This window comes from Microbacterium keratanolyticum (genome assembly GCF_016907255.1).
Lineage (GTDB): Bacteria > Actinomycetota > Actinomycetes > Actinomycetales > Microbacteriaceae > Microbacterium > Microbacterium keratanolyticum.
The window spans coordinates 1,592,881-1,608,808 of sequence record NZ_JAFBBQ010000001.1 but is presented as its reverse complement, the minus strand read 5'-3'; the positions used below and the strand labels follow the sequence as shown (position 1 = coordinate 1,608,808).

Here is a 15,928-nt window from a genome sequence, read left to right as displayed (position 1 = left end):
CCACAACCGCCTAAGGAGGCGACTATGAACACCCCCACCCGCATCACCACCACCGCTGTCACGCTCGGACTGGCCATGGCGATGCTCGCGGGGTGCGCGTCGACCTCTGCGGATGCGGCGCCCACCGCGGTCTCAGAGCTGCGTCTGGGCTACTTCGCGAACGTCACCCATGCGCCTGCGCTGGTCGGCGTCGAAGAGGGCCTGTTCGATGAGGCTCTCGGCGACGTGACCGTGCAGGAGCAGGTCTTCAACGCCGGTCCCGCAGTCATCGAGGCACTCTCGGCCGGGGCCATCGATGCGGCGTACATCGGGCCGAACCCGGCGATCAACACGTTCATCCAGTCCGGCGGGGCCTCCGCCCGTGTGATCGCGGGTGCGACGTCCGGCGGCGCAGCTCTCGTGGTGCGCGACGGCATCGACAGTCCCACAGACCTCGCGGGCACCACGCTCGCCAGCCCTCAACTCGGCAACACCCAGGACGTCGCGCTGCGCAGCTGGCTGAAGGATGAGGGCTTCGAGACGACGACCTCCGGCGGCGGCGATGTGCAGGTCACGCCGACCGAGAACGCGCAGACGCTGACGCTCTTCCAGCAGGGCAAGCTCGACGGCGCCTGGCTCCCCGAGCCGTGGGTGTCTCGTCTCGTGATCGAGGGTGGCGCGCATGTCCTCGTCGATGAGGGCGAGCTGTGGCCCGATGGTGCATTCCCCACGACGGTGCTCTTGGTTCGCGCCGAGTTCGCGGCGCAGCATCCGGATGTCGTCGAGGACCTGCTGGAGGCGCATCTGGCCGCCCTCGCCTGGATCGACGAGAACCCCGACGCCCTGCCGTCGACGATCAACGCCGCGCTCGACGCCGCGACCGGCAAGCCGCTCGCGGACGATGTGCTCGCACGGGCGCTGGAGAACGTCACCTTCTCTCCCGACCCGCACGCGGAGGCATTCGCCGCACTCGTCGAGAACGGCGTCGCCGCGGGGACCCAGAAGGACGGCTCGATCGAGGGTCTCTTCGATCTGCGGGCGCTCAACGGTCTGCTCACCGCAGCCGGCGCCGACAAGGTCGACGATGCGGGGCTGGGAGCCAAAGAATGACGCAGAGCAAGACGACGGATGCTCCGCTGCAGGTCCGTCCGATCGCGCCGAGCTTCGACGGCATCGCGCTTCCCGCGACGCCGTCGGAGCCGGTCGAACCCTCTGTGCGCATCTCCCATGTCTCGAAGCGCTACGGCACGGGTCCCGTCGTGCTGGACGACATCTCGCTCGACATCGCGCCGGGTGAGTTCGTCTGCCTGCTGGGCGCGTCCGGGTGCGGCAAGTCGACCCTGCTGAACCTCATCGCGGGGCTCGAGCGTCCGAGTGCGGGCGAGATCACCACCCCCGATGGTGGCGCGGCGGTCATGTTCCAGGAGTCCGCGCTCATGCCCTGGCTGAGCGCACGCGGCAACATCGAGCTCGCGCTGCGTCTGCGTGGCGTAGCGCGAGCCGAGCGTCGCGAGGAGGCCCTGCGACTGCTGGCGACGGTGAACCTCTCGGATGCTGCCGAGAAGCGGCCGCACGAGCTCTCCGGCGGCATGCGTCAACGCGTTGCCCTCGCCCGCGCCCTCGCGCAGGAGCGCGCCGTGTTGCTGATGGACGAGCCCTTCGCGGCGCTCGACGCCATCACCCGCGACCTGCTGCACGAAGAGCTCGAACGGGTCTGGCGTGCGACAGGACGCACGATCGTGTTCGTCACGCACAATGTGCGCGAGGCAGCACGACTCGGGCAGCGCGTCATCCTGCTCTCCAGTCGTCCCGGTCGGATCGTCGGCGAATGGCGGGTCGCATCGACCTCAGGCCGACGCATCGAGTCCCCCGAGGTCGCGGCGCTCGCCACCGAGATCACCGCTGAACTGCGCAAGGAGATCCGCCGCAATGCCCAGTGACACGACACTCACCGTCACCCGCGAGGCACCGGCCGACGACCTGCGCGACCTCGAACAGGGACTCGATCGCCTGCAGTCCGAGCAGCGCGTGACGACGCCGCGCACCCGCGACATCCTCTCGAAGGCGCTGCCGCCGATCGTGCTGCTGCTTGTGCTGATCGCCGCCTGGCAGGCGTACGTGCTGATCGCGCAACCGCGTCCGGACATCATCCCGGGACCGGCCCAGGTGATCGGGGCGTTCGGCGACGCCTGGTCAAGCGGGCGCCTCCAGGAGGCTGTACTCACGAGCCTCGAACGCGGCGTGCTCGGCTTCGCGATCGCCGTCGTGGTGGGAACACCCATCGGGCTGCTGCTGGCCGAGTGGCGGTTCCTTCGCCGTGCGGCAGGTCCGCTGATCTCGGGCCTGCAGGTGCTGCCGTCGGTCGCCTGGGTTCCGGCCGCGATCATCTGGTTCGGCCTGTCGGATGCCACCGTGTACTTCGTGATCCTGATGGGCGCGATCCCCTCGATCGTGAACGGGCTGCTCGCTGGCATCGACCAGGTTCCGCCGCAGCTGCATCGTGTCGGCACCGTGCTCGGAGCGAGCCGTTGGCAAGCGGCGACGAGGATCGTCCTCCCCGCGGCGCTGCCCGGCTACCTCGCCGGCATCAAGCAAGGCTGGGCGTTCTCCTGGCGATCGTTGATGGCTGCCGAGATCATCACGATCGGCGGATCCATCGGCTTCGGCCTCGGCACGATGCTGCAGCAGTCGCGCGAACTGGCTGACCTCTCGGGCGTCCTCTCGACGATCATCCTGATCCTCGCGATCGGCATCCTCATCGAACTCGTCTTCTTCGGCCCGCTGGAACGGCGGATGCTGCGCCGTCGCGGACTTCTCTCGGAGGCATCCTCATGACCGGAACACTCACTCTCGTGGGCGCAGGTCCCGGCGACGCCGGCCTGCTCACCCTGCGCGCGCTGCGGGCGATTGAGGCTGCGGATGTCATCGTCGCGGACCGGCTCGGCGCACGCGCTGTGCTGAAAGAGCTCGCGGCCGACGGCGTCGCCATCCGCGCCGAGGTGATCGACGTCGGCAAGAACCCCGGGCATCACCCGGTATCGCAGACCGAGATCAACGCGCTGCTCGTGCGCCTCACGCGTGAGGGCAAGAACGTCGTGCGCCTCAAGGGCGGCGACCCCTTCGTCCTCGGCCGCGGGCGCGAAGAGCAGCTGTACGCCGAGGCCGAGGGAATCCCCTCGACCGTCGTCTCGGGTGTCACGAGTGCCATCTCGGTACCCGCGCTGGCCGGCATCCCGCTCACACATCGCGGGGTCGCGACGGCCTTCACCGTCGCGAGCGCGCATGATCCGCTTGAGCAGGTTCCGGGCGGATCCGACCACACGCTCGTGCTCCTCATGGGCGTCAACACGCTGCCGCAGGTCTCCGCGACGCTCGCCCGTGGCACCCGCGGCGGGCACTGCCCCGTCGCGATCATCGAGGACGGCTTCGGCAGCGGCGAGCGCGTGACCATCGGATCGCTGTCGGACATCGCCGCCCGCGCGGCCGAACGCGGAGTACGCAACCCTGCCGTCATCGTGATCGGCGACGTGGTGCGCCTCAGTCCGTTCGCAGCGGATGTCCTCTTCGACGACGCGACCCCCGAGCCCGCGCATGCCCCGCTGTCGGCTCGCAGCCGCCTCGCCGACGCCTTCGACGCCGGCCTCGCCGTCGACACCGGCGTGCTCGTGACCGTCCCTGTTTCTCGCACGACCCACCGAAAGGCTCAGCTCTCGTGACCGTTTCTGCCCCTGCCACCCTGCGCGTCGCGATCGTCGGCGCCGGCCCCGCCGGCATCTACGCGGGTGACATCCTGAACACCACCGTCACGAGTGCGGGCGGCCGCGTCGAGATCGACCTGATCGAGTCGCTTCCCGCCCCCTACGGCCTGATCCGCTACGGCGTCGCCCCGGACCACCCGCGCATCAAGGGCATCGTGAACTCGCTGCACGAGATGCTCGACCGCCCCTCCGCCGATCCGGCCGCAGATCGCCGGGTCATCCGCTTCCTCGGCAACATCGAGGTCGGTCGCGACGTCTCGCTCGACGAGCTGCGCAGCCGCTATCACGCCGTGATCCTCGCGACGGGCGCGGTGCGTGACGCGCAGCTCGACATCCCCGGCGTGCAGCTCGACGGTTCCTACGGTGCCGCCGATTTCGTGTCGTGGTTCGACGGGCACCCCGACGTGCCGCGCACCTGGCCGCTCGAGGCGCAGTCTGTCGCCGTGATCGGCAACGGAAACGTCGCGCTCGACGTCGCCCGCATCCTCGCCAAGCACGGCGAGGATCTGCGCTCGACTGAAGTTCCCGACAACGTGCTCGCCGGCCTCGAGGCATCCGCCGTCACCGACGTGCACGTCTTCGGTCGCCGGGGCCCGGCCGACATCAAGTTCACGCCCATCGAGCTGCGCGAGTTGGGCGAGGTGCGCGATGTCGACATCGTGCTGCACGACGAGGACTTCGAGGGTGTCGACATCACGGCCGCCGAGACCAACCAGCTGAAGGTCATGCTCCGCACGCTCAACGCATGGCGGGCCGAGCAGGGCGAGCGCACCGAGGCCGCGTCGCGTCGTCTGCACCTGCACTTCTGGCACGCACCGTCCGAGATCCTCGGCAACGAGAGCGTCGAGGCGATCCGCTTCGAGCGCACTGCTCCGGGTGAAGACGGACGCCCGACGGGCACGGGCGAGTTCCGCGAGTACCCCGTGCAGGCCGTGTACCGCGCCGTCGGGTACTTCGGCTCCCGCGTCGTGGATGCTCCCTTCGATGAGGCCCGCGGCGTCGTGCCGAATGCGGGGGGACGCGTCGACGGCGAGCCGGGTCTCTACGCCACCGGATGGATCAAGCGCGGCCCGGTCGGCCTCATCGGCCACACGAAGTCCGACGCCCTCGAGACGATCACCCACCTGGTCGCCGATGCGGAGGCCGGTCTGCTCGCCGAGCCCACCGAGGCATCCGATCTTCTGGAGCTGCTGGCCGAGCGCCCCGTCACGACATGGGACGGCTGGCTGCAGCTGGACGCCCACGAACGCACCCTGGGTGAGACGCACGTGTACGCCCGCGAGCGCGTCAAGGTCGTTCCCCGCGACGAGCAGGTCGAGATCTCCGAGGCATCCGCGGGGTCCGTCGTCCGATGACCTATGTGATCGCACTGCCCTGCGTCGATGTGAAGGACAGGGCCTGTATCGACGAGTGCCCCGTCGATTGCATCTACGAGGGCGAGCGTTCTCTTTACATCCACCCGGATGAGTGCGTCGACTGCGGCGCCTGCGAACCGGTGTGCCCGGTCGAGGCGATCTACTACGAAGACGATCTGCCGGAAGAATGGGCCGACTACTACAAGGCGAACGTCGAGTTCTTCGACGAGATCGGATCTCCCGGCGGCGCCGCAAAGACCGGCGTTCTGGACTTCGATCATCCCGTCATCAGCGCTCTCCCCCCGCAGGGGCACGAATGAGCGAGCCGTACGACGTTCTCGTGATCGGCGGCGGCCCGGCGGGACTGTCCGCCGCGCTCAACCTGGGGCGCTCGCTCGTCGACGTGCTCGTGGTGGATGCGGATCGCCCGCGCAATGCGGCGACCGTGTTCTCGCACGGCTTCCTGACGCGTGACGGCGTTCCTCCGAGCGAGTTGCGCAAGCTCGCCCGGGAGGAGGTGTCGGCGTACTCGACCGTCGAGGTGCGCACGCGGCAGCGCGTGTTCTCGCTGCGTCGTGACGACCGTGACGTCTTCGTCGCAGAGATCGGTCGCAGCCAGGCCACGGAGACCGTGCAGGCCAGGGCCGTCCTCCTGGCGACGGGGCTGCGCGAGACCCTGCCCCCTGTGCCGGATCTGCTCGGCTTCTACGGCGTGACCCTGTTCAGCTGCGCCGCCTGCGACGGGTGGGAGCTGCGCGGTCAGCCGCTCGCGCTGTTCGGTCAGAGCGACGATCTCGCCGACCGCGCCCGTCTGATCTCCCGGTGGAGCGACGACCTGACGGTCTTCACCCACGGTGCCGAGGTGATCGACGCGGTCGCCGAAGCCGAACTCGCGACGCTCGGTGTAACGGTGGAACGTGAACTCATCGCAGACCTCGTCGGGGAGAAGGGCCGTCTGGAGAGCGTCCGACTCGTCGACGGGAGGGTGATCGCGGCTTCCGGCGGCTTCATCCGTCCACACTGGACGCTGGATCTGTCGTTCCTCTTCGGCATTGATCCGGAGCGCGACGTCGAAGGACACCTCATCACCGACGGATCGGGGCGCACCAGCATCCCGGGCCTGTATGCCGCCGGCGATGCCACTGCCCCCGGACCGCAGCAACTCATCGTCGCCGCCGGCACCGGCGCCCGCGCGGCGGCCGTCATGGTGCACGACACGATCGGCGTCACGACCACGCACTGACGCGCGCCTGTCGGGCGGATGCAGGGTGGTTTTCCTACTTTCGCCCTACAGTTGTGCAATCGCCCGACGGACGCGCACCCCGACCCCCTAGGGTCAAGGCATGAGACACGGGCGGATGCTGCGCGGAACCGCTGCCGTCGGCGCAGCACTGCTGCTTGCGGGGTGCACGGCGCAGCCAGGTCCGGGCGACTGGACACTCGAGCCGATCACGATGCGCTTTGCGAACGGGGAGTCGACGGACTTCGCGTTCGGGATGCACGAACTCGCTGCTGATGGTCGCGGCGGCTTCTGGGCGGTTTCGGGAACCACCTGGTTGCACGTTGACGCCGACGGCGAGACGCGCGACGTCTTCACCGCCGAGCCCGACACCCTGCTCGGAACCGTCGATCACATCGCCGCGTACACACCAGACACGCTCGTCGTGGCCTTCGGCGGCGCGGGGATCGCGCACGATGTGTCCGACGCCGGCGCCGCGTCCGGAATCAGGCCGCCGACTCTTGGAGTGCTCGACACGACGGCGCGGCAGATCCGCACGATTCCGACGCCGTTCATGCAGGATCCGCACATGCTCTTCGCCCGAGTGCTCGACCTGGCCGTGCACGACGACACCGCCTTTCTCGCCCTGCAGCAAGTCGCTGCGACGCCCGGCAGCGACCCCACGCTCGACATCATCGAGGTTCCGCTCGACGGCAGCCCCGCCACCGTTCTTCACAGCGAGCCCTTCGTGCCGGACCTCCCCCAGGAGGTTCTCGAGGCTCCCGCCGTGTCGATCACGACGGGAGCGGATGGGACGATCTTCGTCGCGACGCTCGCCGAGCAGTTCGCCCTCGACGCGGCGGGCGCGGAACTGTGGCGCGAATCCCAGACCGTCAAGCGGCCGATCGTCGCCGCCACCCTCGACGGTTCGACCCTGTGGTGGGGCGGCGGCGCGCAGGCGTCATCCGAGTCCTTCATGCTCGTCGGTGGATCTGCCGATGCGCGCAGGACGATCGAGGGCCATACCGACTGCGTCGACTCCTTCCGCAAAGACGCTCTCGCGCTGCGAACCGCAGAATCCACGCATCCGCTGCACTTCCTCTGCGGCGCGAACGCCGCCACCCGGGTCGACGATGCCTGGATCATCGCGATCGGCGGAGAGGGTGACGGGGTTCTCGTGCGAGTCACCCCGCCGGCGGAGTAGGCGTCTCACACCCTTCGTGTAGCAAACCGTGAAACCATAGAGGTTGCTTGTGTCAACGATGACGCTCACCCCCGTACCCGAAGGAGCCCATCGCCATGAGCGAGCTTTCCGCCGCGCAGCTTGCGCAGTACATTGACCACACCGTGCTGAAGACGGATGCGAGTCCCGCAGACATCACCGCGGCGATCGCCGAGGCGCGAGAACTCGGCACCTACGCCGTGTGCTTCTCCCCCAACATGCTGCCTGTCGACGCGCAGCTCGGCGATCTCAACCTTGCCGCCGTCGTGGGTTTCCCCTCGGGCAAGCACCTCTCGTCGATCAAGGCCTCGGAAGCTGCCGCAGCGGTGGCGGCGGGCGCGAACGAGATCGACATGGTCATCGACATCGGCGCACTCATCGCCGGCGACGTCGAGTCTGTCGAGAACGACATCCGCGCCGTGCGCGACGCGATTCCCGGCGCGCTCCTCAAGGTCATCATCGAGTCGGCCGCACTGAACGACGAGCAGATCGAGCAGGCATGCCGCGCCTCGATGGCCGCCGACGCCGACTATGTGAAGACCTCGACGGGCTTCCACCCGGCCGGCGGCGCCTCGGCCCACGCGGTGCGACTCATGCGCTCGGTCGTCGGTGACGCGCTTGGCGTGAAGGCATCCGGCGGCATCCGCACCTGGGATCAGGCGATCGAGATGATCGACGCCGGAGCATCCCGTCTCGGTGTCTCCGGCACGCGCAGCGTGCTGGGTCGTGAGCTCGTCGGCGCGCAGAGCTCCAGCTACTGACCGCAACCCGCGGCACGGATGGCGGGAGAAATCACGGATGGCGGATGAATCCGGGCCGGTTCTCCGCGCCTGCGGCGTTCGTCCCGCCATCCGTCCCCCGCATGGCTCATCCGCGTCAATGCGAGCACTGACCCGCGTGGCCGAGCGCGCGGAATAGCAGGGCCTGACCGGGCGTTCCCGATCGTATGACCGTGGACGCAGATGCTCTCTCACAGGTGCTCAGCGCCGTTGACCTGCGCATCGGCACAGCGCGTCGGGAACGCCTCTCGGCGGGTGGTCTCCTGCCGCTCGCCCGCGCGGGCGCCACACTCATCTACGTCGCCGAAGGGTCCCTCGGCACCCACCAGCGGCTTGGTCTCGCCTGCCGTCTGAAGTCCGACGGTGCCGCCTTCGAGCCCACGGGCGCGGATGCGGTGCGACTGTCGGCAGGTGACGCCTTCCTCTCTTTCGGGCGGAGCGAGGTCGCGTTGGAGGCCGTCGACGCGGCGAAGGTCGTCATCGTCGACCTGGAACTCTCCGACGCCGCGGTGCGCCTGACGCACGACATCCCATCCACGCTGGCGGTGTACGACTTCGATGCCGCAGATCCTGCGGCGGCAGCACTGGCTGCGCACATGGGCATCGACGATCCGGCGATCTGCCAGAAGCGCACCGGCGATCTGCTCGTGTGCCGCATGATGGCGACGACGGTACTGCTGGCCGTGATCCGCGCCTGGGCGATGAGCGACCACGCCGCCGCGTGGCCATCGCGCCAGGGGGATCCCTTCCTCGACCGCGTCATCGCCGCGATCCACGACGAACCCGGTCGAGAATGGACGGTCGCACGACTGGCAAGCGTCGGCGCCATGTCGAGATCGACGTTCGCCGAACGCTTCCGCTCCGCGATCGGCCGCTCGCCTGCGGAGTATGTGACCGAGGTGCGCATCGATGCGGCCAAGCGGATGCTGCACGCAGGCCGCTCGGTATCCGCCACCTCTCGCGATCTGGGCTACGGCTCCGATGAGGGCTTCCGTCGTGCCTTCCGCCGCCGCACGGGGATGAGCCCATCCGCATGGCGGACGACGTCCGACGACCTGATGCCGGAACGCCGCGACGAGCAGGTCCCGGTGGGCCTGCCCGTCTGACGCCGGGTTCCAGACGCCTACACAGCCGCACGGTTCGAGGCGCGGTTCGCGCGCCCGAACAGGAGTGCCCCTGCCACCAGCAGTCCTGCGCCCAGCGCATAGACGAGCTCGACGCCCACAGCATCCACGAGCAGTCCGCCGACGCCCGCGGCGACCATGATCGCAGCCTGGAACCCGACGACGACAAGGCTGCCTCCCGCCTCGAGCCGGTCCGGCATCCGATGCCCGACCCAGGCGTTCACGACGATCAGCCACGACGAGAACAGCGCACCCCAGATCACCATCACGACCCCGACTCCCCCGATGGAGGCGGGCAAGGCCACCATCGCCGCGACGGACGCGGCTGTGACGAGCGGAACGACGACCGCGAGCATCCCGAAGGCACGATCGATCACCAGGCCGAAGACGATGTTGCCGATGAGTCCGCCGACGCCGAACAGCGCGAGCAGGATCACAAGGGTTCCTGGCTCGACGTCCGGGATGCGCTCCAGCGCGAGGCGGACGTAGGTGTACGCGAGGAAGTGCCCGAGCACGACGAGCGAGTGACCGGCAAGACCCAGGCCGATTCCGGGACGACGCAGCGTGTCAACGAGCACGCGGATGCTCGATGCCGCAGCGGCGGGGACGCTCGGCAGCAGAGCCCGCAGTGCAATCGCGAGCAGTCCGGTGGCGATGCCGATGATCACGAAGACCGTGCGCCAGTCGGTCAGCTCGCTCAGCATGACGCCCAAGGGCACCCCTGCGACGGTTGCGAGCGAGGTGCCTGCCGTCGTGAACATGACCGCTCGCCCGAGCCGCTCCGGGCTGGACAGACGCGCGGCGACCGTGATCGACATCGACCAGAACGTCGCGATCGCCGCACCCAGCAGCAGCCGCGAGGCCAGGATGATCACGAGGTTCGGCGCGATCGCCACCACGAGGTTCGACACCGCCGCGGCGATCGCCATCCAGACCAGCAGCGATCGTCGGTCCACACGCGGGAAGACCAGCCCAACCGTCGGAGCGACCAGCAGTCCGATGAGTGCCGTCACCGTGACGGTCTGGCCCGCCTGGCCCGGAGTCACCCCGAGTGTCGTCGCCATCTCGATCAGCATCCCGTTCGGCAGGAACTCCGCCGTGACAAGCAGGAAGCTCAGCAGCATCATCACGATGAGACCGCCGTAGCGCAGCGGCTGCGCACGCAAATCGACCGGGAGGGGAAGGGAAGCCGTGGATGTCATGCTTCTACGCTCGCAGCCCGCTGAGGCATCCGCAGGACCGGTCGTCCGGAGCACCCGACCGATCGTCCAGAGCGCACGGCGCGCCGCCACCTGCCGTTCACTCCGCACCGACAGACTGCGATCATGAGCGTTCCCGAAGAGCCCCAGGTCCCGGTCGTCGCCACGACGGGCGTGGTGGGCGTGGTCGGTCTCGACCTTCGCGGTGAGACCCCCGCACCGAAGAAGCAGGTCTACTCGTGGGCACTGTGGGACTGGGCGACGCAGCCGTTCAATACGGTCATCCTGACGTTCATCTTCACGGCGCTCTATCTCACGACGGATGCGTTCCTCCCGCCGGAGCTGCAGGCGCTCGACAAGACAGATCCCGTCAAGGAAGCCGCGATCGCCGAGCTCACCTCGGGCCTGGGTCTCGGCTCGACGATCGCCGCGCTCGCGATCCTGCTGATCGCTCCCGTGCTCGGTCAGCGAGCGGATGCCGCGGGCAAGCAGAAGCTCTGGCTCGGCATCGGTACGGGCGCACTCATCGCCTGCATGTTCGGGCTCTGGTTCGTCGAGCCCGTCCCTTCGCTGTTCTGGCTGGGTGTGGCACTGATCTCGGCGGGCGCCGTGTTCGGCGAGATCGCTGCGGTCAACTCGAATGCGATGCTCATCGGCATCGCGAATCAGAAGAACATCGGCCGCATCTCCGGACTCGGATGGGGCTTCGGCTACCTCGGTGGCATCGTCGCACTCGTCATCGTCGTCGTGCTCGACACCGCCGACTGGTTCGGCATGTCGACCGACAACGGCCTGCCGTTCCGCCTGATCGCGGTCGGCTGTGCGGTGTGGGCGATCGTGTTCAGCATCCCGATCTTCCTGAACGTGCCGGAGCCCTCGCTCGGTCGTCCGGAACGACAGGTCGGTTTCTTCCAGTCCTATGTCCTGCTGACCAAGGACGTCATCGGGCTGTACCGCAACACCGAGACGCGTCCCACGTTCTGGTTCCTGCTGGCGAGCGCCGTCTTCCGCGACGGACTCGGCGGCGTCTTCGCCTTCGGCGCGGTCATCGCGGCGGCGGTGTTCGGCTTCGAGTTCATGGAGCTTGTGATCTTCGGCATCGCGGCCAACCTGATCGCCGGCGTCTCGACGATCATCGCCGGGCGCTTCGACGATCGCTTCGGCCCGAAGCGGATCATCCTGTGGTCGCTCGCCTGCATGATCGTCGCGGGGCTCGCGGTGTTCTTCCTGGTGGAGGCGGGCACCGTCGCGTTCTGGATCGGCGGCCTCATCCTCTGCGCCTTCGTCGGCCCCGCGCAGGCGGCCTCGCGCTCCTTCCTCGCACGCGTCACCCCGGCCGGTCGCGAGGGCGAGATCTTCGGCCTCTACGCGACGACGGGTCGCGCCGCGAGCTGGATGGCCTCCGGAGCCTGGACGCTGCTCATCGTCGCTACGCAGTCGACGGCCTTCGGCATTCTCGGCATCGTGCTGGTGCTCGTCGCCGGGTTCCTCCTGCTGCTGCCGGTCAAGGAGCGCCGCGCGGTCTGACCCTCCCCAGTGATCGAGTGGTCAGTTTCGGCAAGTTTTCGACCGAAGAGCTGCCGAAACTGACCACTCGATGGGCCTAGGTGTCGAGCAGGCGCAGTGCGGCAGCATCCGCCCCCGCCTGTGCCAACAGCGCGCGCATCGCACGACGCGCGAGAACGTAGGGACGTTCGCTGCCGTACAGCAACGACCGCGAATTCGACTGCTCGTAGATCGCCGGCAGCTGGAAGGCAAGCAGCTCGACCCCCTCGGCGTCGAGTGCGAGCTCGCCGGCATCGGCGGCGGTGCGCACCTGCGCTTCGACGTAGCCGTACCAATCCGCCATTGCTGCGCGCACCGCGTCGCGCACGGGCCCGGGCTTGGAATCCACCTCGACACTCACCGCGACGAAGAAGCATCCGCCTGCGAACACACGTGTGCGGGAGTACTCGATGAGGTGGTGCATGAGCGAGACGAGCCGGGTGAGTCCGCGCTCCTCTTCGCGTGCCGGCTCGACGACGACAGCCATGAAAACAGTGCGGGCGGCTGCGATCGTCGCCAGCTGCAGCCCCTCTTTGTTCTGGAAGAGGCCGGCGATACTGCTCTTGCTGTGTCCGGATGCTTCGGCGAGGCGTCCGATGCTGAGTCCATCGAGACCCTCGACGGAGACGAGGTCGGTCGCGTAGGTGAGCACGGTGCGGCGGGAGGCATCCCCTCGCGCGCGGCGCCCATCGACGGGTGCGCGCGCTGATATCTCGACCGATTCCACCATGCCTCTAGTCTACGAACGTTCGTTCAGATACTCTATGTACGATCGTTCGTATTGATAGGAGATGTCGTGTCTGCACTGATGAACGCCCTCGCCCGCAGCATCCGGTTCACGTCCGCACTCTCGCCGACCCTCGCCGGCAGCATCGCCAACCGCGCGTTCTTCTCCACCGATCCGCGAATGCGCGTGCGCGAAGCCGATCGAGCCACCCACGAGACAGCCCGGCGCGGCACGCTTCTGGTGCGCGGCCATCGCATCACCATCTATCAATGGGGCGCGGGATCGCGCACCACCCTTCTCATGCACGGCTGGAGCGGGCGCGCCTCACAGTTCGCGACGCTCGTGCGCGACCTCACCGCCGAAGGATTCCGCGTGGTGTCGTTCGACGCACCCGCGCATGGATCCTCCGCCGCAGCGGCCACGGATGTGCGCGACTGGGTCGACGCCGCGCAGCAGCTCAGCGCCGCCGAAGGCCCGTTCGACCTGATTGTCGGGCACTCCTTCGGCGCTTTCGCCGCCCTCGCCGCCGTGCGCGCGGGCGTCACCACGCCACGGCTCGTGACCATCGCAGGAGCCGGCACGGTCGACGCCTTCCACAGCGAGTTCGAGCGGATGCTGCGCCTCACCCCGCGGACACGCGCGGCGTTCGAGGCATCCTTCTACCGCCGCCTCGGAATGACCCGCACCGACGCGACCGCTCTCTACGACTCGCTCGCACACCCACTGCGCGGCACGACCCTGCTCATCGCGCACGACCGCGACGATCCCGCGCTGAGCGCACAGAACTCCGAGCGACTGCACGCCGCACACCCCGGATCCCACCTGCTGCTCACCGACGGCTTCGGACACAACCGCATCCTCGCCTCCGACGAGGTGCTCGACGCGGTACTGGCGTTCGCCGTGCGTCCGGCACCCGTAGCCGCCTCACCGCAGCGCTGATCAGATGGGCAGCGAGAGGAACAGTTCGAAGGCCGACTCCGTCGAGAAGTCCGGCGCGTCGATCGAGGGCGATTCGACGAGGTAGAGCCGGCCCGGGAGGTGCTCGTCCGAGTTCGCGTCCGGATGCCAGAGCACGGCGTTGACGGCGTCGATGAAGTCGTATCGCACGCCCGTGCCGTTCTCGAAGAGGGCCGTCGTGTATGACGGCTGCCCAAGCAGGACGCGCATCTTCACGGCAGCCTCCGCGGCCTCTGCATCGCTGGCGAACTGCAGCACGGTGAAGGTGCCGTGTACGTCGCCGCGCACGAATCCCGCCGAGGCGGCATCGCGAGCACCCACGTCGCGCGTGGCATCCGCCCATGCCGCATCCACGGTCCAGTCCCCGGCCTGCGTGCCGACCTCCTGCACGAGAGAGGTGCACAACGTTCCGCATGACTCCGCGCCCGTGCGCACGAGCGGGTGATAGCTGGTCCGGCGCGCGTTGCGCGCAGCCTCTTCCGCCGCCTCCTGCGCCTGTGTCTTCACGGTGTCGTCGGGCTCCGCCGGCGCCTCGTCGACCGGTTCGGGCGCGGCGACGATCGGTCGCGGCTCTGCCCCCTCATCCTTGCGATCGAGCGAGGAGATCAGGCCCGTGCTCAGGAGCACGATCGCCATGATCGCGCCGAGCAGCAGCGTGCCGCACGCGGCGATCACGGTCACCACAAGGATGCGACTGCGCCGGACGACCGCCGTCGTCGCCGGATCCGGCTCTGGCTCCGCCTCTTCCGTCTCGACGACGGGTTCGGGCGGCGGAGGCGGGTGATAGATCAGGTCGTCGTGCTGGTCGTCACGGGAAGGGGACATCTCAGCCGCCGATCGCACCTGCGTCGGTCGTACCCACGTCGGTGCGGTGGAAGTTCTGGAACGACCGCGACGCCGTCGGTCCGCGCTGCCCCTGGTAGCGGTTGCCGTAGGGCCCCGAGCCGTAGGGATTCTCGGCGGGCGACGTGAGGCGGATGAAGCAGAGCTGCCCGATCTTCATGCCCGGCCAGAGCTTGATCGGCAGCGTCGCGACGTTCGCGAGCTCGAGGGTCACGTGCCCGGAGAAGCCGGGGTCGATGAACCCGGCCGTCGAGTGCGTGATCAGACCCAGGCGCCCGAGTGACGACTTGCCCTCAAGGCGCGCGGCGATGTCATCGGCGAGGGTGACCTGCTCGAAGGTGGCGCCGAGGGCGAACTCGCCGGGGTGCAGAATGAACGGCTCGTCCGGCGCGACCTCGATCAGCCGCGTCAGCTCTGGCTGATCTTCGGAAGGGTCGATGTAGGGGTACTTGTGGTTGTCGAACAGCCGGAAGTAGCGGTCGAGGCGCACGTCGATGCTCGACGGCTGGATCAGCTCGGGAGCCAGCGGGTCGAGTCCGATCCGGCCCGACGCGAGTTCGGCTTTGATGTCGCGGTCACTGAGAAGCACGGCAACAGCCTACTTAGTGCCCGCGAGCGGATGCCACGCGCACGACTCCGTGCGTCGTTCAGCGCGCCTCGTGATGACGCGGTGCGTGATCGAAGATGAGGTTCGTCGTCGTGCCGGCGACCTCTTCGCGCACACTGATCGTGTCAGCGACGAGCTCGCGCAGCGCTTGGGCGTCGCGGACGGCGACGTGCACCAGGAAGTCCCGGTCGCCCGCGAGGAAGTACACCCGCCGCGTGGCGGGCAGCTTCTCGAGGTCGCGCTGGAAGCGTCGAAGGTCTCCGCGCGCATGGGCCTGGAGTCGCACCGAGATGAGCGCCTCGATGTGCAGGCCGAGGGCGGCCGGGTCTACTTCGGCATGGAAGCCGACGATTGCGCCGGATGCCACGAGCGCCCGTACGCGCTTGTGGCACGTGGACTCGGCGATGCCCACCCTGGTGGCGAGCTCGGCATTGGAGATGCGTCCGTCGCGTTCGAGCTCCGCGAGGATCGCCCGGTCGGTGCGATCGAGCTCACGGTAGTGCGAAGAATCCGTCTCTGGCATGGCCACGGCATCCTGATCTATCGAAGGAAAGAACTGATTCCTACCCTATTGGCGAAGAATCTCCCGTCATTCTGTCTGATGCCACGCAGAT

Annotated in this window: 17 protein-coding genes; 12 read left to right on the top strand and 5 right to left on the bottom strand. The window is 68.4% G+C overall.

The genetic code is table 11. The annotated features are described in order from the left end of the window. Nucleotides 1-24: 24 nt before the first annotated feature. The 10 genes from JOD62_RS07685 to JOD62_RS07640 all read left to right on the top strand — a co-directional run bounded on the left by JOD62_RS07685 (nucleotide 25) and on the right by JOD62_RS07640 (nucleotide 9,418). Nucleotides 25-1,089: an ABC transporter substrate-binding protein gene (locus tag JOD62_RS07685; protein ID WP_204938704.1), complete on the top strand. Its 1,065-nt coding sequence runs from the start codon at nucleotides 25-27 to the stop codon at nucleotides 1,087-1,089. Further along, entirely contained in the window at nucleotides 1,086-1,919 is an 834-nt protein-coding gene (locus JOD62_RS07680; RefSeq protein WP_204938703.1) for an ABC transporter ATP-binding protein, read from the top strand. Before JOD62_RS07685 ends, JOD62_RS07680 begins: the two co-directional genes overlap by 4 nt. Continuing rightward, entirely contained in the window at nucleotides 1,909-2,814 is a 906-nt protein-coding gene (locus tag JOD62_RS07675) for an ABC transporter permease (protein WP_204938702.1), read from the top strand. The genes JOD62_RS07680 and JOD62_RS07675 overlap by 11 nt, the downstream gene beginning before the upstream one ends. Further along, the gene (cobA, locus tag JOD62_RS07670; RefSeq protein ID WP_204938701.1) at nucleotides 2,811-3,695 is read left to right on the top strand and encodes a uroporphyrinogen-III C-methyltransferase; all 885 of its coding nucleotides are present in this window, start codon (nucleotides 2,811-2,813) and stop codon (nucleotides 3,693-3,695) included. The genes JOD62_RS07675 and cobA overlap by 4 nt, the downstream gene beginning before the upstream one ends. After that, nucleotides 3,692-5,092: an FAD-dependent oxidoreductase gene (locus JOD62_RS07665; RefSeq protein ID WP_204938700.1), complete on the top strand. Its 1,401-nt coding sequence runs from the start codon at nucleotides 3,692-3,694 to the stop codon at nucleotides 5,090-5,092. Before cobA ends, JOD62_RS07665 begins: the two co-directional genes overlap by 4 nt. Next, nucleotides 5,089-5,412, top strand: a complete 324-nt coding sequence (gene fdxA, locus JOD62_RS07660; RefSeq protein WP_204938699.1) for a ferredoxin — start codon at nucleotides 5,089-5,091, stop codon at nucleotides 5,410-5,412. The genes JOD62_RS07665 and fdxA overlap by 4 nt, the downstream gene beginning before the upstream one ends. Continuing rightward, entirely contained in the window at nucleotides 5,409-6,335 is a 927-nt protein-coding gene (locus tag JOD62_RS07655) for an NAD(P)/FAD-dependent oxidoreductase (RefSeq protein WP_204938698.1), read from the top strand. Before fdxA ends, JOD62_RS07655 begins: the two co-directional genes overlap by 4 nt. Nucleotides 6,336-6,435: 100 nt before the next feature. After that, nucleotides 6,436-7,515 (top strand): hypothetical protein, encoded by a 1,080-nt coding sequence (locus JOD62_RS07650; RefSeq protein WP_204938697.1) that lies wholly within the window; start codon nucleotides 6,436-6,438, stop codon nucleotides 7,513-7,515. A 95-nt stretch (nucleotides 7,516-7,610) separates the two neighbouring features. Further along, the gene (gene deoC / locus JOD62_RS07645; RefSeq protein ID WP_204938696.1) at nucleotides 7,611-8,294 is read left to right on the top strand and encodes a deoxyribose-phosphate aldolase; all 684 of its coding nucleotides are present in this window, start codon (nucleotides 7,611-7,613) and stop codon (nucleotides 8,292-8,294) included. Nucleotides 8,295-8,479: 185 nt separating this feature from the next. Next, complete coding sequence (locus JOD62_RS07640) at nucleotides 8,480-9,418, top strand: helix-turn-helix domain-containing protein (RefSeq protein WP_204938695.1); 939 nt, start codon at nucleotides 8,480-8,482, stop codon at nucleotides 9,416-9,418. Between the two features lie 17 nt (nucleotides 9,419-9,435). Here the strand turns inward: JOD62_RS07640 and JOD62_RS07635 are convergent, their stop codons facing one another. Further along, entirely contained in the window at nucleotides 9,436-10,638 is a 1,203-nt protein-coding gene (locus tag JOD62_RS07635) for an MFS transporter (protein WP_204938694.1), read from the bottom strand. Between the two features lie 123 nt (nucleotides 10,639-10,761). Between JOD62_RS07635 and JOD62_RS07630 the strand changes: the two genes are divergently transcribed. Further along, the gene (locus JOD62_RS07630) at nucleotides 10,762-12,162 is read left to right on the top strand and encodes an MFS transporter (protein ID WP_204938693.1); all 1,401 of its coding nucleotides are present in this window, start codon (nucleotides 10,762-10,764) and stop codon (nucleotides 12,160-12,162) included. Nucleotides 12,163-12,238: 76 nt separating this feature from the next. Here JOD62_RS07630 and JOD62_RS07625 read toward each other — a convergent pair whose 3' ends face one another. Then, the gene (locus tag JOD62_RS07625; protein WP_204938692.1) at nucleotides 12,239-12,910 is read right to left on the bottom strand and encodes a TetR/AcrR family transcriptional regulator; all 672 of its coding nucleotides are present in this window, start codon (nucleotides 12,908-12,910) and stop codon (nucleotides 12,239-12,241) included. 66 nt (nucleotides 12,911-12,976) lie between these two features. Here JOD62_RS07625 and JOD62_RS07620 point away from each other — a divergent pair, with 66 nt between their 5' ends. Then, on the top strand, nucleotides 12,977-13,846 hold the full coding sequence (locus tag JOD62_RS07620) for an alpha/beta fold hydrolase (RefSeq protein WP_271171477.1): 870 nt from the start codon (nucleotides 12,977-12,979) through the stop codon (nucleotides 13,844-13,846). Here the strand turns inward: JOD62_RS07620 and JOD62_RS07615 are convergent, their stop codons facing one another. Genes JOD62_RS07615 through JOD62_RS07605 form a run of 3 tightly spaced genes read right to left on the bottom strand, consistent with a single transcriptional unit; the run spans nucleotide 13,847 to nucleotide 15,837 of the window. Continuing rightward, entirely contained in the window at nucleotides 13,847-14,689 is an 843-nt protein-coding gene (locus JOD62_RS07615) for a hypothetical protein (RefSeq protein WP_204938691.1), read from the bottom strand. A gap of 1 nt (nucleotide 14,690) precedes the next feature. Continuing rightward, nucleotides 14,691-15,296, bottom strand: coding sequence for a dCTP deaminase (gene dcd / locus JOD62_RS07610; protein ID WP_204938690.1), 606 nt, complete (start codon nucleotides 15,294-15,296; stop codon nucleotides 14,691-14,693). A gap of 58 nt (nucleotides 15,297-15,354) precedes the next feature. Further along, the gene (locus JOD62_RS07605) at nucleotides 15,355-15,837 is read right to left on the bottom strand and encodes an Lrp/AsnC family transcriptional regulator (protein WP_204938689.1); all 483 of its coding nucleotides are present in this window, start codon (nucleotides 15,835-15,837) and stop codon (nucleotides 15,355-15,357) included. Nucleotides 15,838-15,928: the final 91 nt, after the last annotated feature.

What these genes read in the sequence shown, in the direction of transcription:
- JOD62_RS07675 (WP_204938702.1), top strand. Translation starts at nt 1,909, where the DNA reads ATGCCCAGTGACACGACACTCACCGTCACCCGCGAGGCACCGGCCGAC.
- JOD62_RS07615 (WP_204938691.1), bottom strand. Translation starts at nt 14,689, where the DNA reads ATGTCCCCTTCCCGTGACGACCAGCACGACGACCTGATCTATCACCCG.
- JOD62_RS07635 (WP_204938694.1), bottom strand. Translation starts at nt 10,638, where the DNA reads ATGACATCCACGGCTTCCCTTCCCCTCCCGGTCGATTTGCGTGCGCAG.
- JOD62_RS07650 (WP_204938697.1), top strand. Translation starts at nt 6,436, where the DNA reads ATGAGACACGGGCGGATGCTGCGCGGAACCGCTGCCGTCGGCGCAGCA.
- JOD62_RS07625 (WP_204938692.1), bottom strand. Translation starts at nt 12,910, where the DNA reads ATGGTGGAATCGGTCGAGATATCAGCGCGCGCACCCGTCGATGGGCGC.
- JOD62_RS07630 (WP_204938693.1), top strand. Translation starts at nt 10,762, where the DNA reads ATGAGCGTTCCCGAAGAGCCCCAGGTCCCGGTCGTCGCCACGACGGGC.
- JOD62_RS07685 (WP_204938704.1), top strand. Translation starts at nt 25, where the DNA reads ATGAACACCCCCACCCGCATCACCACCACCGCTGTCACGCTCGGACTG.
- fdxA (WP_204938699.1), top strand. Translation starts at nt 5,089, where the DNA reads ATGACCTATGTGATCGCACTGCCCTGCGTCGATGTGAAGGACAGGGCC.
- deoC (WP_204938696.1), top strand. Translation starts at nt 7,611, where the DNA reads ATGAGCGAGCTTTCCGCCGCGCAGCTTGCGCAGTACATTGACCACACC.
- JOD62_RS07640 (WP_204938695.1), top strand. Translation starts at nt 8,480, where the DNA reads ATGACCGTGGACGCAGATGCTCTCTCACAGGTGCTCAGCGCCGTTGAC.
- JOD62_RS07680 (WP_204938703.1), top strand. Translation starts at nt 1,086, where the DNA reads ATGACGCAGAGCAAGACGACGGATGCTCCGCTGCAGGTCCGTCCGATC.
- cobA (WP_204938701.1), top strand. Translation starts at nt 2,811, where the DNA reads ATGACCGGAACACTCACTCTCGTGGGCGCAGGTCCCGGCGACGCCGGC.
- JOD62_RS07605 (WP_204938689.1), bottom strand. Translation starts at nt 15,837, where the DNA reads ATGCCAGAGACGGATTCTTCGCACTACCGTGAGCTCGATCGCACCGAC.
- JOD62_RS07655 (WP_204938698.1), top strand. Translation starts at nt 5,409, where the DNA reads ATGAGCGAGCCGTACGACGTTCTCGTGATCGGCGGCGGCCCGGCGGGA.